Genomic DNA, 13,404 nt, shown 5'->3' on the forward strand with positions numbered 1-13,404 from the left:
CCTTACTGGAAACCCGGCTGCCCGGCCTGTTCCGGCCGCTGCGGCACGCGCAGGATGGTTTCGGGGTCGTAGCCCCAGTCGGCGAAGCGCGCGCGCAGGCGCAGGTAGAGCGCTTCGTCCATGGTCTGCTCGCGGCCGAAGATCCAGGCCAGGCGGCGCTTGGGGTGGCCGATCAGCGCCCAGGAATAATCCGGCGCCACTTCCATCACCAGCAGGTCGGCCTTCACCAGGCCACGCCAGAAGGCGATGCGCCAGTGCGCGTTGTTGCTGCCGGGCAGTACGGTGGCCACGCCGGCCATCGACTTCTCGGGCTTGTCGAACGCCTTGCGGTAGACATAGGTGTTGCTGATGCGGCCGTCCTCGCGCAGCGCGTAGACGTCGGCCGTGGCGACCTTGCCGCGCTCGGCGAAGTAGGGGACGTTGGCGATCACCCACCAGCGGCCCATGTAGCGCTCGAGGTCGACGCTGGCTTCGGTGCGGAGCGGCGGCATGTTGGTTCCTCCGGTGCTGGCGCAGCCGGCCAGCAGGGCCAGCAGCACGATGGTGGCGAGGCGGCGCATGGTCGGCTCCCGGGTTGTCGAGGCCGCCAGCCTGCGGGAAGCGCGCTGAAGGTGGCGTCAAACCGGCGTCTCGGTCCCTGAGACAGGGGCGCGGCAACCTGCCTGCAAGCCCAACGCAGGACACGCCCATGCCCCGTTTCCGCCCCGAAGCCCCCGCCGTCGATCCCGTGCTTTCGAAGCTGCTGTGGCAGGCCCTGGGCCTGGCGCTGCTGGCCGTGGTCCTGCCCCCGCTCACCTTCGGCCAGGCCCTGCTGGGCCCGGCCGCCAGCTTCTGGCTGCCGGCCTTGCCGGCCCTGGCCCTGCTCACGCTGCACCGCCGGTTCCTGGCGACGGCGTGGCGTGCGCACCTCGTCCGCGCCACGCCACGCCGCCGCCAGCGTTTTGCCGCGCGGGCGGCCCGTCCGGTCAGTCGCGCACGCCGAGCCGCTTACGCTCGAGCCGCCTGAGGAACCCGGTCATGATCCGCCGGTACAGGTCCTCGCCCAGGTAGGCGTCCTCGACGCCGGCGTCGATGCTGGGGTTGTCGTTGACCTCGATGACCACCGTGCGGTCCTTCACCACCTTCAGGTCGACGCCGTAGAGGCCGTTGCCGATGGCGTTGCTGGCGCGGGTGGCCAGGCGCACCACCTCGGACGGCGCCTCGCGCACGGGCAGGGTCTTGAAGCCGCCCGAGCGCACGGTGCCGGGCTTGGCGCCATGGTCGTAGATCTGCCAGTGCCCGCGCGACATGAAGTACTGGCAGGCATACAGCGGCTCGCCGTCGAGCACGCCGATGCGCCAGTCGAATTCGGTGGGCACGAACTCCTGGGCCAGCAGCAGCGCGGTCTGCTGGAACAGCAGCTCGGCCGCCGACTTCAGTTCTTCAGGCGTCGACACCTTGTGGATGCCGCGCGAGAAGCTGCCGTCGGGGATCTTGAGCACCAGCGGCAGGCCCAGCAGCCCGGGCAGGTCGGCGAGTTTGCGGGCGTCGTCGCGGAACACGATCTCGGTGCGCGGCGTCGGCAGCTTGCGGCTGCGCAGGCGGTCGTGCAGGTAGATCTTGTTGGTGCAGCGCAGGATCGACTGCGGGTCGTCGATCACCACCATGTCCTCGCGCTCGGCGCGATGCGCGAAGCGGTAGGTGTGGTTGTCCACCGCCGTGGTCTCGCGGATGAACAGGCCGTCGTACTCGGCCAGCCGCGTGAAGTCGCGCTTTCCGATCGGGTCGACCTCGATATCGAGTTCCTTCCCGGCCTCGATGAAGCGCTTGAGCGCCTTCTTGTTCGACGGCGGCATGGGTTCGGCCGGGTCCTGCAGCATGGCCAGGTCGTAGCGGTACTTGCGCCGCGCCCGCGGCTTGCGCCAGAGCTTCTTGCTGAAGGCGTCGAGCGCGTCGGCGAAGGCGGTTTCCTGGTCGTCGGTGAGCGTGTGCAGGCTGGCCGGCTTGATCGCGGCGATCTGCCACACCCGCTGGCGCTCGAACTCGATGCGCAGCACCGGGCAGGGGAAGGTTTCGAACACCTGCTGGGCCAGGTCCTCGAGCGGCGTGTAATGGGTGCGCCCGAAATACACCAGCAGGCCGAAGTCGCTGGCGTCGCGCGAACCCTCGGGCAGGAACTTGCCCAGCCGGGCGTTGAGGTCCTCGATGTCCAGGCCGTAGAGCGAGCGCCGGCGCAGGTCGTTGATGGTGCGCACGCTCGGGATCACCTTGTGCCCGCGCGCCTCGGCCAGCAGCGACACGTAGTAGCCCGTGCCCATGTACTTGTAGCTGCGGCACAGGTTGATCACCTGGGTGCGCTCGCCCTCGGCGCCCACGTCGCCGCGCAGGTAGTCGGCGGCGGCCACCACGTTGTCCGACGGATAAAAAGCGCCCCAGTCGGCGGGCTTCTCAACGACGATGACGAGGCGGCTCATGGCGGCGGGGCGGGGGCGATGGCGCGAAGCATGAGCCTTCCCCGCCGGCTTGGATAGACTGCCGCCATGCCAAGCCCCGCGCGCCTGCGAGACGCCCGTCCAGACGACCTTCCGGCCCTGCTGGCGCTGGAGGCCGGCTTCCCCGGCGACCGGCTTTCCGCGCGGCAGTTCCGCCACCACCTGGGCAACCCGCGGGCGCGGCTCCGGGTCGCGGCGGCGGGTGGGCGCCTGCTCGGTTACCACCTGGTGCTGCTGCGCCAGGGCAGCGCCTGGGCCCGCCTGTACTCGATCGCCGTCGACCCGGCCGCGCGCGGCCAGGGCCTGGGCCGTCGCCTGCTGGCCGACGCCGGGCGCCAGGCCGCTGCCGCCGGCCGCACGGGCCTGCGCCTCGAGGTCCGCCAGGACAACCGCGCCGCCGCGGCCCTGTACGAGGCCGCCGGCTACCACCGCGTCGCCGCCCTTCCGGCCTACTACGAGGACGGCGCCCCCGGCTGGCGCTACGCCAGGACCATGACCAAAGGCCTACGGAAGCTTAACGAGCGGCCGTGCTAGCGTCGGTGGCTTGTGCCACTTATCGGGGAAACCTCCATGCGTCCCACCGCCCTGGCCTGGCTCGTCGCCGGCGCCCTTTCCGCCACTGCACCCGCGTTTGCCACCGAACCCGCCGCGATGAACGAAGATCCCTATCTCTGGCTCGAGGACGTCGAAGGCGAGAAGGCCCTGGACTGGGTGCGCGCGCGCAACGCCGTGTCCACGGAGAAGCTGGGCGGCGACCCGCGCTTCGAGCAGGTGCGCGCGGACCTGCTGGAGATCCTCGACTCCAACGCCCGCATCCCCTACGTGGGCAAGATGGGCGGCTACTACTACAACTTCTGGCGCGACAAGCTCAATCCGCAGGGCGTCTGGCGCCGCACCACGCTCGAGGAGTACCGCAAGGACGAGCCGAAGTGGGAGGTGCTGCTCGACATCGACGCGCTCGGCAAGGCCGAGGGCGTGAACTGGGTCTGGGCCGGCGCCGACTGCCTGCGCCCCGACTACGACCGCTGCCTGATCGACCTCAGCCGCGGCGGCGCCGACGCCACCGTCACCCGCGAGTTCGACGTCTCCGACAAGGCCTTCGTCGAGGGCGGCTTCAGCCGGCCCGAGGCCAAGGGCCAGGTGAACTGGATCGACATCGACACCGTCTACGTGAGCACCGACTTCGGCGACGGCTCGATGACCGACTCGGGCTACCCGCGCATCGCCAAGGAGTGGAAGCGCGGCACGCCGCTGTCCGAGGCCCGCACGATCTTCGAAGGCCAGGCCAGCGACATCTCGGTCGGCGCCTACCGCGACGACACCCCGGGCTGGGAGCGTGACTTCGTCTACCGCGGCCTGACCTTCTACACCAACGAGCTCTACCTGCGCGGCGAGGGCGACAAGCTCACCAAGCTCGACCTGCCCGACGGCGCCCAGAAGGGCGTTTTCCGCGAGTGGCTGAGCGTCGAGCTGCGCCAGCCTTGGGCGGTCGGCGGCAAGGAGCACCCGGCCGGTTCGCTGCTGGCGATCAAACTCGACGCCTTCATGGCCGGCAGCCGCGACTTCGACGTGCTGTTCGAGCCCACCGACAACACCTCGCTGGCCAGCGCCGGCGCCACCAGGGACTACTACTTCATCAACGTCCTCGAGGACGTCAAGAACCGCATCTACGTACTCACCCCGGGCGAAGACGGCTGGAAGAAGGAGCCGCTGGTGGGTGCGCCGCAGTTCGGCACCGTGGGCATCAGCGCGGTGGACGCGGATGAGTCCAACGCCTACTTCATGACCGTGGCCGACTACCTCACCCCGACCTCGCTGCTGATGGGCGAGATCGGCAAGCAGCCCGAGGTGCTCAAGCAGCTGCCGGCCTTCTTCGACGCCTCGCCGTACCGCATCGAACAGCACTTCGCCACCAGCAAGGACGGCACCCGCGTGCCGTACTTCATGGTCTCGCGCAAGGACCTCAAGCTCGACGGCGACAACCCGACCCTGCTCTATGGCTACGGCGGCTTCGAGGTTTCGATGACCCCGGGCTATTCCGCGGGCGTGGGCAAGGCCTGGCTGGCCGACGGCGGCGTCTACGTGGTGGCCAACATCCGCGGCGGCGGCGAGTACGGCCCGCGCTGGCACCAGGCCGCGCTCAAGGCCAACCGCAACAAGGCCTACGAAGATTTCGCGGCGGTGGCCGAGGACCTCATCGCCCGCAAGGTCACGCAGCCCAAGCGCCTGGGCATCCAGGGCGGCAGCAACGGCGGCCTGCTGATGGGCAACATGACGGTGATGTACCCGCAGCTGTTCGGCGCCGTGGTCTGCCAGGTGCCGCTGCTGGACATGAAGCGCTACCACCTGCTGCTGGCGGGCGCGTCCTGGATGGCCGAGTACGGCGACCCGGACAAGCCGGAAGAGTGGGAGTTCCTGCGCAAGTACTCGCCGTACCAGAACGTCGCCAGGGACGTGGACTACCCGCCGGTGCTGTTCACCACCTCCACCCGCGACGACCGCGTCCATCCGGGCCACGCCCGCAAGATGATGGCGCTGATGGAAGCGCAGGGCCACGACGTCACCTACTACGAGAACATCGAGGGTGGCCACGGCGGCGCCGCCAACAACGCCCAGTCGGCCACCATGGGCGCGCTGGCCTACACCTTCCTCAAGCAGAAGCTCTTCGAGGGCAAGTGACATGAAACTCCGCCTGCTTCCCATCGCCGCGGCCTTCCTGGCCGCCTCGCTGGCCGGCTGCGCCAGCACGCCGCCGCCGCAGCCGGCCGCGCCGGAGCCGACCCTCGCGCTCGGCGAGCTCGCAGGCGCCCCGGTGGCGCAGCCGCGCCCGTTCCTGGTCACCGCGCCGCACGGCGCGGCGCGCCAGGACGAGTACTACTGGCTGCGCGACGACACCCGCAAGGACCCGGACGTGCTGTCCTACCTCAACGCCGAGAACGCCTACACCGACAAGGTGCTGGCGCCGCTCGAAGGCCTGGAGGAAACGCTCTACCAGGAGCTGGTGGGCCGGGTGAAGCAGGACGACTCGAGCGTTCCCTACATCGAGGACGGCTACTGGTACTACACGCGCTACGAGACCGGGAAGGAGTACCCGATCCACGCCCGCCGCCAGGGCACGATGGACGCGCCCGAGCAGGTGCTGTTCGACGTGAACCAGATGGCCGAGGGCAAGAACTTCTTCCAGCTCGGCAACTACGAGGTGAGCCCGGATGGCCGGCTCGCGGCCTTCGCCTCCGATGAAGTGGGCCGCCGCCAGATGGTCATCCAGGTCAAGGACCTGGCCACGGGCGAGGTGCTGGCCGATCGCATCACCGGCGCCGCGGCCGCGCTGATGTGGGGCAACGACAACCGCACGCTCTACTACATCGAGAACGACCCGACCACGCTGCTGGGCAAGCGCGTCAGGCGCCACGTGCTGGGCACGCCGGCGTCGGCCGACCGGGTGGTCTACGAGGAGGCCGACGACACCTTCTACATGGGCATCGGCCGCACCCGCTCCGACCAGTACCTGTGCATCGGCGTCGAGAGCACGGTGTCGTCGGAACTGCGCTGCACCGAGGCCGATGCGCCGGGCGAGTTCAGGGTGCTGGCGCCGCGCCAGCGCGACTTCGAATATTCGGCCGACCACCTCAACGGCCGCTGGGTGATCAGCACCAACTGGGACGCCACCAACTTCCGCGTCATGACCCTGGCCGACGGCCAGGCCTGGGGCGATCGCGGGCTCTGGAAGGAGATGATCCCGCACTCGCAGGACGTGCTGATCTCGGGCGTCACCCTGTTCAACGATTTCATCGCCGTGTCCGAGCGAAGCGGCGGCCTGCAGCGCATCCGCATCCGCGACTGGGACGGCAGGCGCGACGAGTTCGTCAAGGCCGACGAGAGCGCGTACGCGATGGGCATGTCGGTGAACGCCGAGCCGGGCACCGACTGGCTGCGCTACACCTACACCTCGCTGACCACGCCGGCGACCACCTACGAGCTCGACACCCGCACCGGCGAGCGCCGCATGCTCAAGGAGCAGCCGGTGCTGGGCGGCTTCGACAAGGCCAACTACGTCACCGAGCGCCTGTGGGCCACGGCCCGCGACGGCACGAAGGTGCCGGTGTCGGTGCTCTACCGCAAGGGCTTCGTGAAGGACGGCACGGCGGCGCTGTACCAGTACAGCTACGGCTCCTACGGCAGCAGCAGCGACCCGGGCTTCAACGCCAACGTCATCAGCCTGGTCGACCGCGGCGCGGTCTACGCCGTGGCGCACATCCGCGGCGGGCAGGAGATGGGCCGGCAGTGGTACGAGGACGGCAAGCTGCTCAACAAGGTCAACACCTTCACCGACTTCATCGACGTCACCGACTTCCTGGTGGCGGAAGGTTACGCCGCCGAGGGCCGCGTGGCGGCGATGGGCGGCAGCGCCGGCGGCCTGCTGATGGGCGCGGTGGCGAACATGGCGCCCGACCGCTACGCCGCCATCGTTGCGCACGTGCCCTTCGTGGACGTGGTGACGACGATGCTCGACGAGTCGATCCCGCTCACCACCAACGAGTTCGACGAGTGGGGCAATCCCAAGGACCCGGTGTACTACGAGTACATGCTGTCCTACTCGCCCTACGACCAGGTGAGCGCCCAGGCCTACCCGCCGCTGCTGGTGACCACCGGCCTGTGGGACAGCCAGGTGCAGTACTTCGAGCCGGCCAAGTGGGTTACCCGCCTGCGCGCCACCAAGACCGACGCCAACCCGCTGCTGCTGCGCACCAACATGGAAGCCGGCCACGGCGGCAGGTCGGGTCGTTTCCAGCGCTACCGCGAGCGCGCCGAAGAGTACGCCTTCGTCCTGCACCACCTCGGCCTTCGCTGAAGCCAAAGAAAGGGGGTCAGGTTCACTTTCCCATGGGAAAGTGAACCTGACCCCCTTTCCTGTTCCTCACCACCCGGCCTGCTGGAGCAGCAGTTCGGTGCGGGGATCGGCGGGGGTGGCGACGAGGCCGCCCTGGGGGTTGAGGGAGACGGTGAAGCGGGCACCGTCGATCATCGGCAGGTAGGCGGCGCTGCCCCAGCGCGCGTCGGCGATCGGCAGGCCCGCCAGCCACTGCTGGCGGAACTCCCAGAAGTCCCAGCCTTCGCGCAGGTCGTGCACGCTGCGCTCGGCGCTGTGCTCCTGCGCCGGCTCGGCATAACGGCCCGACAGCCGCTCGAAGCGATAGACCGGGGCCAGCCCGGACAGCTGGGCCGGCAGGGTCCAGCGGATCACGCGGGCATCGAGCTGCCACTGGTCGCCGCGCAGTTCCAGCACCCGTGGCGGCGCGTCGCCCAGCACCAGGGTTGCTTCGAAATGCTGGCTGCCCAGCTGGCGCAGCTCGATCGAGGCCACCGGCACATCGGCCACCAGCCAGTGGTACTGCCTGAGCAGCACGCCGGTGCCGGCGATCAGCAGGGCCAGCGACAGCAGCAGCGCCCCCAGGGCCCGCCCGGTCCAGCCACGGCGCGGCTGCGGGCGCAGCGTGCGCTTGCGCCGCCGGGGCAGCCAGGGCAGCAGCCCGGCCGCGGCCAGCGCCAGCGCAACGGCGAACAATCCGCCCGAAAGCGTCATCCCGACCTCCATTCGCTGTGGTCCTGCCCCGGACTATACTCGCCGCATGAAAACCTCTCGTGTGCTGATGCTCTTGCTCGCCGTGTTCCTGGCCGCCGCCTGCGGCAACAAGGGCGACCTCGTGCGTCCTGGCCAGGCCGGGGTCGCCGCCGCGCCATGAGCGCCGGCAGGGCCCTGCGCTTTTCCAAGATGCACGGCGCGGGCAACGACTTCGTCGTGCTCGACCTGCGCGGCGGCCGCGACGCGCCCGGGCCGGCGCTGGCACGCAGGCTGGCCGACCGCCATGCCGGCGTCGGCTGCGACCAGCTGCTGACCATCGAGGACAGCGCCTTCCCCGACTGCCTGGCCCGCTACCGCATCTGGAACGCCGACGGCACGCCGGCCAGCCAGTGCGGCAACGGCGCCCGCTGCGTCGCCGCCTGGCTGCGTCGCGAGGGCGTGGCCATGTCGCCGCGCTTCCGCCTCGACAGCCCGGCCGGCCCGGTGCAGGCCGAAGCCTTGGGCGCCGGCCGCTATGCGATCGACATGGGGCCCCCGCGCCTGGCGCCGGCCGCCATTCCCTTCCGCGCCGAAGCCGAAGCCGTCGAATACCGCCTGCCGCTGGACGGCGGCGAAGTGGCCTTCGGCGCGGTCTCGATGGGCAACCCGCACGCGGTCATCGAAGTCGCTGACGTCGCCGCCGCGCCCGTGGCCCGCCTGGGTCCCGCGCTGCAGGCCCGGCCGGAATTCCCCGAGGGCGTGAACGTCGGCTTCGCCCAGGTGCTGGCGCCCGACCGCATCCGCCTGCGCGTGTTCGAGCGCGGCGCCGGCGAAACCCTGGCCTGCGGCAGTGGCGCCTGCGCCGCCGTGGTGGCGCTGGTGCGCCGGGGCCGCCTGGCCCGACACGCCTTCGTCGAGCTGCCCGGCGGCACGCTCGAGATCACCTGGCCCGCCGACGACGCCTCCGTCGTCATGGCCGGCCCCACCGCCTTCGTGTTCGAGGGCGAACTGCTGTTGGAGCAACCCGAATGATGGACGACAAGACCGAGCGCCTCGGCGCCCACGAAGTCGCGGCCTTCCTGCGCCGCCACCCGAAGTTCCTGGCCCAGTTCCCGGACCTGGCGGTGTCGCTGGTGGTGCCGAAGGAAGAAGGGCAGGCCGCGTCGCTGGCCAGCTACCAGCTCGACGTGCTGCGCGACAAGAACCGCGAGCTCACCCGGCGCCTGAACGAGCTGTTCGCCAACGCCCAGGAAAACGAGCGCCTCACGGTGCGCACCCACCAGCTGGGGCTGGCGCTGATGCGCGCCAATGGTCCGGCCGAAACCCTGCAGACCATGGTGGCGGTGCTGGGCGAAGACTTCCGCGGCGAGCTGGTGCGGGTGGTGCTGTTCGAGCCGGTGCCGGGCCTGGAAGCCGACTGGCTGCAGGTGGTGCCGGCTGCCGACGCGGCGCTCAGGCCGTTCAAGGATTTCCTGGCCGCCGGCGAACCGCTCACCGGCCGCCTCAACCAGGACAAGCTGTCCCTGCTGTTCGGCGAGCGCGCCGGCGACGCCGCCTCGGCGGTGCTGCTGCCGCTGCCGGGCCTGGGCATGCTGGCCGTTGGCAGCTCCGACGCCAACCGCTTCTTCCCGGGCATGGGCACGCTGTTCCTGCGGCTGATGGCCGAGTCGCTGGTCACCGCCCTGGGCCGGCGCCCGCGCGACTGAGCATGGCCGGCGAACCGACGCTGCAGCCGGAGGTCGACGCCTTCCTGGCGTGGCTGGCGGTCGAGCGCCGGATGTCGCCGCACACGCTGTCGGCCTACCGCCGCGACCTGGCCGACCTGGCCGGCTGGATGCGCGACGGCGGCCTCGACGACTGGTCGCGCCTGCGCCAGGAAGCGCTGCGCACCTACGTGGCCGGCGCGCACCGGCGCGGGCTGTCGGGCAAGAGCCTGCAGCGGCGCCTGTCGGCGATCCGCAGCTTCTACGGCTGGCTGGGCCGCGAACGCGGCAGCGAACTCAACCCGGCGCTCGGCCTGCGCGCGCCCAAGGCGCCGCGCAAGCTGCCGCAGGTGCTCGACGCCGACGAGGCCGCGCGCCTGGTCGAAGTCCCCACCGAGGCGCCGCTGGGCCTGCGCGACCGGGCCATGCTCGAGCTGTTCTATTCCTCGGGCCTGCGCCTGAGCGAGCTGTGCGGCCTGCGCTGGCGCGCGCTCGACCTGGCCGAGGGCCTGGTGACGGTGGTGGGCAAGGGTGGCAAGACCCGCCTGGTGCCGGTGGGCAGCCACGCGCGCGCCGCGCTCGAGGCCTGGCGCGAGGAGAGCAAACCCCCGGCCGATGCGCCCGTGTTCCCGGGCCGCGCCGGCGGGCCAATCAGCCCGCGCACGGTGCAGGCCCGCCTGCGCGAACTGGCCCTGCGCCAGGGCCTGTTCAAGCGCGTGCACCCGCACCTGCTGCGCCACAGCTTCGCCAGCCACGTGCTCGAGTCCAGCGGCGACCTGCGCGGCGTGCAGGAGCTGCTCGGCCACGCCGACATCGCCACCACCCAGATCTACACCCACCTCGACTTCCAGCACCTGGCCAAGGTCTACGACGCCGCCCATCCCCGCGCCCGGCGCAAGAAGTAGCTGCTATTCCTTGGCCCTTCGGCCGGATGGCATGGAGGGAGGCGGCGGCGCCACCGACCAATCCAACCGGCCGGAGGGCCGACGGAACCCCCGCGGCTTGTAAGCTGGCCGGGCGGCCCCATTTCGGTAATTCAGCCTCCCGGGAATGCCCATGGACCCCAACGTATTCCACGCCACCACCATCCTGTCGGTCCGCCGCAACGGCAAGGTCGTCGTCGCCGGCGACGGCCAGGTGACCCTTGGCCACACCGTGATGAAAGGCAACGCCCGCAAGGTGCGCAAGCTGGCCGGCGGCAAGGTGATCGCCGGTTTCGCCGGCGCCGCGGCCGACGCCTTCACGCTGCAGGAACTGTTCGAAGCCACGCTCGAGCGGCACGGTGGCCAGCTCGTGCGCGCCGCCGTCGAGATGGCGCGTGAATGGCGCACCGACCGCCGCTTCGGCAAGCTCGAGGCCCTGCTGGCGGTGGCCGACGCCGAAACCTCGCTGGTCATCTCCGGCACCGGCGACGTGATCGAGCCCGAGGACGGCATCATCGCGATCGGCTCCGGCGGCCCCTACGCCCTGGCCGCGGCGCGCGCCCTCATGCAGCACAGCGAGCTCGACGCCCGCGCCATCGCCGAGGCGGCGCTCAACGTCGCCGGCGACATCTGCATTTACACGAACCGAAACCTCGTCATCGAGGAACTGTGATGTCCGAACTGACCCCCCGCGAAATAGTCGGCGAACTCGACCGCTACATCATCGGCCAGGCGGGCGCCAAGCGCGCCGTGGCCATCGCGCTGCGCAACCGCTGGCGGCGCATGCAGCTCGATCCCTCGCTGCGCGACGAGGTGATGCCCAAGAACATCCTGATGATCGGCCCCACCGGCGTCGGCAAGACCGAGATCGCCCGGCGCCTGGCGGCGCTTGCGAACGCGCCGTTCGTGAAGGTCGAGGCCACGCGCTTCACCGAGGTCGGCTACGTCGGCAAGGACGTCGAGCAGATCATCCGCGACCTCGCCGACGGCGCGGTGAAGATGTTCCGCGAGCAGGCCAAGCAGCGCGTGCGCACCCAGGCCGAGGAGCGCGCGGAGGACCGCATGCTCGACGTCCTGCTGCCACGCCGCCGCGGCCCCGGCTTCGCCATCGAGGTCGGTGCCGACGGCGAGAACGAGACCCGCAACAAGCTGCGCCGCCAACTGCGCGCCGGCGACTTCGACGATCGCGAGATCGAACTCGAGCTGGCGCCGCCGATGGCCGGCGGCATGGACATCATGACCCCGCCGGGCATGGAGGAAATGGGCCAGCAGCTGCGCCATATGTTCCAGAGCCTCGGCGGCGGCAAGTCGCAGAAGCGCACGCTGACCATCAGGGCGGCGCGTCCGATGCTGATCGAGGAGGAGGCCGCCAAGCTGGTCAACGAGGAGGAGATCCGCGCCCAGGCCGTGGCGGCCTGCGAGCAGAACGGCATCGTCTTCATCGACGAGATCGACAAGGTCGCGCGCCGACAGGACGTGCAGGGCGGCGACGTGAGCCGCGAGGGCGTGCAGCGCGACCTGCTGCCGCTGGTCGAGGGCAGTACGGTCAGCACCAAGTACGGCACCATCAAGACCGACCACATCCTGTTCATCGCCTCGGGCGCCTTCCACCTGGCCAAGCCGTCCGACCTGATCCCGGAGCTGCAGGGCCGCTTCCCGATCCGCGTCGAGCTGGGTGCGCTCAGCCGCGAGGACTTCAAGCGCATCCTGACCGAGCCCAAGAACGCGCTGGTGCGCCAGTACATGGCGCTGCTGGCCACCGAGGGCGTGAACATCGGCTTCGACGAAAGCGCCATCGACCGGCTCGCCGAGATCGCCTTCCTGGTCAACGAGCGGCAGGAGAACATCGGCGCCCGGCGCCTGCACACCGTGCTCGAGAAGCTGCTCGAGAAGCTCAGCTTCGAGGCCCCCGACAAGGGCGGCCTGTCGCTGATGATCGACCGCGCCATGGTCGACGGGCAGCTCGGCGACGCGGTACAGGACCCGGACCTGAGCCGGTACATCCTGTGAGCCTGCGCCCGACCGACCTGGTCTTGCACCGCGCCTCGCACGCGCTCGAAGTGGCTTTCGAGGACGGCCGGCGCTTCCGGCTGCCCTGCGAGTACCTGCGGGTCGAGTCGCCCAGCGCCGAGGTGCAGGGCCACGGCCCGGGCCAGAAGGTGCTGGTGGCCGGCAAGCGCGACGTGAACATCCGCGCCATCGAGCCGGTCGGCAACTACGCCGTGCTGCTGCGCTTCGACGATGGCCACGAGAGCGGCCTGTTCAGCTGGAACCTGCTGGCGACCCTGGGCGAGGAGTACGAAACGCGCTGGGCCGCCTACCTGGCCGCCCTCGAGGCCGCCGGCCTGGCCCGCTGACCTCCGGCAAGGACTGGATTCAGCCCAGCAGCTCCAGAAGACGTTCCGTCGGCCGCCCGATCACCGCCCGGTCACCCACTTCCAGCACCGGTCGCTCGATCAGCCGCGGGTGCGCGGCCAGCAGGGCCGCCCATTCGTCCGCCGTACGGTGGTCGTCGGCCGCCAGGCCCAGGGCCCGGGCCTCGTCCTCCTTGAACCGCACCAGCTGGCGCGGGTCCCCGCCCAGCCGGGCCAGCAGGGCGGCGACCGCGGCCGGGGAGGGCGGCTGGCCCAGGTAATCGACCACCTCGGCCACCACGCCGCGCCCACGCAGCAGTTCCATGGCCTCGCGCGACTTGCTGCAGCGCGGGTTGTGCCAGATTCGTATCGGTTCCATCGGCCAATTAT

At 70.5% G+C, this 13,404-nt stretch carries 15 protein-coding genes; 11 read left to right on the top strand and 4 right to left on the bottom strand.

The window, feature by feature from the left end; genetic code table 11:
• Window positions 1-2: 2 nt before the first annotated feature.
• Window positions 3-560 (bottom strand): lipocalin family protein, encoded by a 558-nt coding sequence (locus tag C6N40_RS14445; RefSeq protein ID WP_240183482.1) that lies wholly within the window; start codon window positions 558-560, stop codon window positions 3-5.
• Between the two features lie 128 nt (window positions 561-688).
• Here C6N40_RS14445 and C6N40_RS08510 point away from each other — a divergent pair, with 128 nt between their 5' ends.
• A complete protein-coding gene (locus C6N40_RS08510; protein ID WP_106990587.1) occupies window positions 689-1,006 on the top strand; it encodes a hypothetical protein in 318 nt (105 codons plus the stop codon).
• On the opposite strand, the gene C6N40_RS08515 is transcribed toward C6N40_RS08510, so the two are convergent.
• Window positions 966-2,453 (bottom strand): RimK family protein, encoded by a 1,488-nt coding sequence (locus tag C6N40_RS08515; protein ID WP_106990588.1) that lies wholly within the window; start codon window positions 2,451-2,453, stop codon window positions 966-968. The two genes, C6N40_RS08510 and C6N40_RS08515, sit on opposite strands and share 41 nt — an antisense overlap.
• A gap of 66 nt (window positions 2,454-2,519) precedes the next feature.
• Between C6N40_RS08515 and C6N40_RS08520 the strand changes: the two genes are divergently transcribed.
• From C6N40_RS08520 to C6N40_RS08530, 3 genes are read left to right on the top strand one after another with little or no spacing between them, the layout of a single operon-like run.
• Window positions 2,520-3,005, top strand: a complete 486-nt coding sequence (locus C6N40_RS08520) for a GNAT family N-acetyltransferase (RefSeq protein WP_106990589.1) — start codon at window positions 2,520-2,522, stop codon at window positions 3,003-3,005.
• Window positions 3,006-3,041: 36 nt separating this feature from the next.
• Window positions 3,042-5,150, top strand: a complete 2,109-nt coding sequence (locus tag C6N40_RS08525; protein ID WP_106990590.1) for a prolyl oligopeptidase family serine peptidase — start codon at window positions 3,042-3,044, stop codon at window positions 5,148-5,150.
• 1 nt (window position 5,151) lies between these two features.
• The gene (locus C6N40_RS08530; RefSeq protein WP_106990591.1) at window positions 5,152-7,323 is read left to right on the top strand and encodes a S9 family peptidase; all 2,172 of its coding nucleotides are present in this window, start codon (window positions 5,152-5,154) and stop codon (window positions 7,321-7,323) included.
• Window positions 7,324-7,389: 66 nt separating this feature from the next.
• Here C6N40_RS08530 and C6N40_RS08535 read toward each other — a convergent pair whose 3' ends face one another.
• Complete coding sequence (locus tag C6N40_RS08535) at window positions 7,390-8,067, bottom strand: hypothetical protein (RefSeq protein ID WP_106990592.1); 678 nt, start codon at window positions 8,065-8,067, stop codon at window positions 7,390-7,392.
• 34 nt (window positions 8,068-8,101) lie between these two features.
• On the opposite strand from C6N40_RS08535, the gene lptM reads away from it, so the two are divergent.
• The 7 genes from lptM (at window position 8,102) to C6N40_RS08565 (ending at window position 13,017) form a co-directional block, all read left to right on the top strand.
• Window positions 8,102-8,215 (top strand): LPS translocon maturation chaperone LptM, encoded by a 114-nt coding sequence (lptM, locus tag C6N40_RS14450; RefSeq protein WP_240183483.1) that lies wholly within the window; start codon window positions 8,102-8,104, stop codon window positions 8,213-8,215.
• Window positions 8,212-9,066: a diaminopimelate epimerase gene (gene dapF, locus C6N40_RS08540; protein WP_106990593.1), complete on the top strand. Its 855-nt coding sequence runs from the start codon at window positions 8,212-8,214 to the stop codon at window positions 9,064-9,066. The genes lptM and dapF overlap by 4 nt, the downstream gene beginning before the upstream one ends.
• Window positions 9,066-9,740: a DUF484 family protein gene (locus C6N40_RS08545; RefSeq protein ID WP_106990594.1), complete on the top strand. Its 675-nt coding sequence runs from the start codon at window positions 9,066-9,068 to the stop codon at window positions 9,738-9,740. Before dapF ends, C6N40_RS08545 begins: the two co-directional genes overlap by 1 nt.
• A gap of 2 nt (window positions 9,741-9,742) precedes the next feature.
• Window positions 9,743-10,642 (top strand): tyrosine recombinase XerC, encoded by a 900-nt coding sequence (gene xerC / locus C6N40_RS08550; protein WP_106990595.1) that lies wholly within the window; start codon window positions 9,743-9,745, stop codon window positions 10,640-10,642.
• A gap of 151 nt (window positions 10,643-10,793) precedes the next feature.
• Window positions 10,794-11,333 carry an ATP-dependent protease subunit HslV gene (gene hslV / locus C6N40_RS08555; protein WP_106990596.1) on the top strand — a complete coding sequence of 180 codons (540 nt, stop codon included), beginning with the start codon at window positions 10,794-10,796 and terminating at the stop codon, window positions 11,331-11,333.
• The gene (gene hslU, locus C6N40_RS08560) at window positions 11,333-12,670 is read left to right on the top strand and encodes an ATP-dependent protease ATPase subunit HslU (RefSeq protein ID WP_106990597.1); all 1,338 of its coding nucleotides are present in this window, start codon (window positions 11,333-11,335) and stop codon (window positions 12,668-12,670) included. The genes hslV and hslU overlap by 1 nt, the downstream gene beginning before the upstream one ends.
• Window positions 12,667-13,017: a gamma-butyrobetaine hydroxylase family protein gene (locus C6N40_RS08565; protein WP_106990598.1), complete on the top strand. Its 351-nt coding sequence runs from the start codon at window positions 12,667-12,669 to the stop codon at window positions 13,015-13,017. The genes hslU and C6N40_RS08565 overlap by 4 nt, the downstream gene beginning before the upstream one ends.
• A gap of 19 nt (window positions 13,018-13,036) precedes the next feature.
• Here C6N40_RS08565 and arsC read toward each other — a convergent pair whose 3' ends face one another.
• A complete protein-coding gene (gene arsC / locus C6N40_RS08570) occupies window positions 13,037-13,393 on the bottom strand; it encodes an arsenate reductase (glutaredoxin) (protein WP_106990599.1) in 357 nt (118 codons plus the stop codon).
• Between the last annotated feature and the right edge of the window lie 11 nt (window positions 13,394-13,404).

Origin of the sequence: Arenimonas caeni, assembly GCF_003024235.1 — a bacterium.
GTDB classification, from domain to species: Bacteria; Pseudomonadota; Gammaproteobacteria; order Xanthomonadales; family Xanthomonadaceae; genus Arenimonas; species Arenimonas caeni.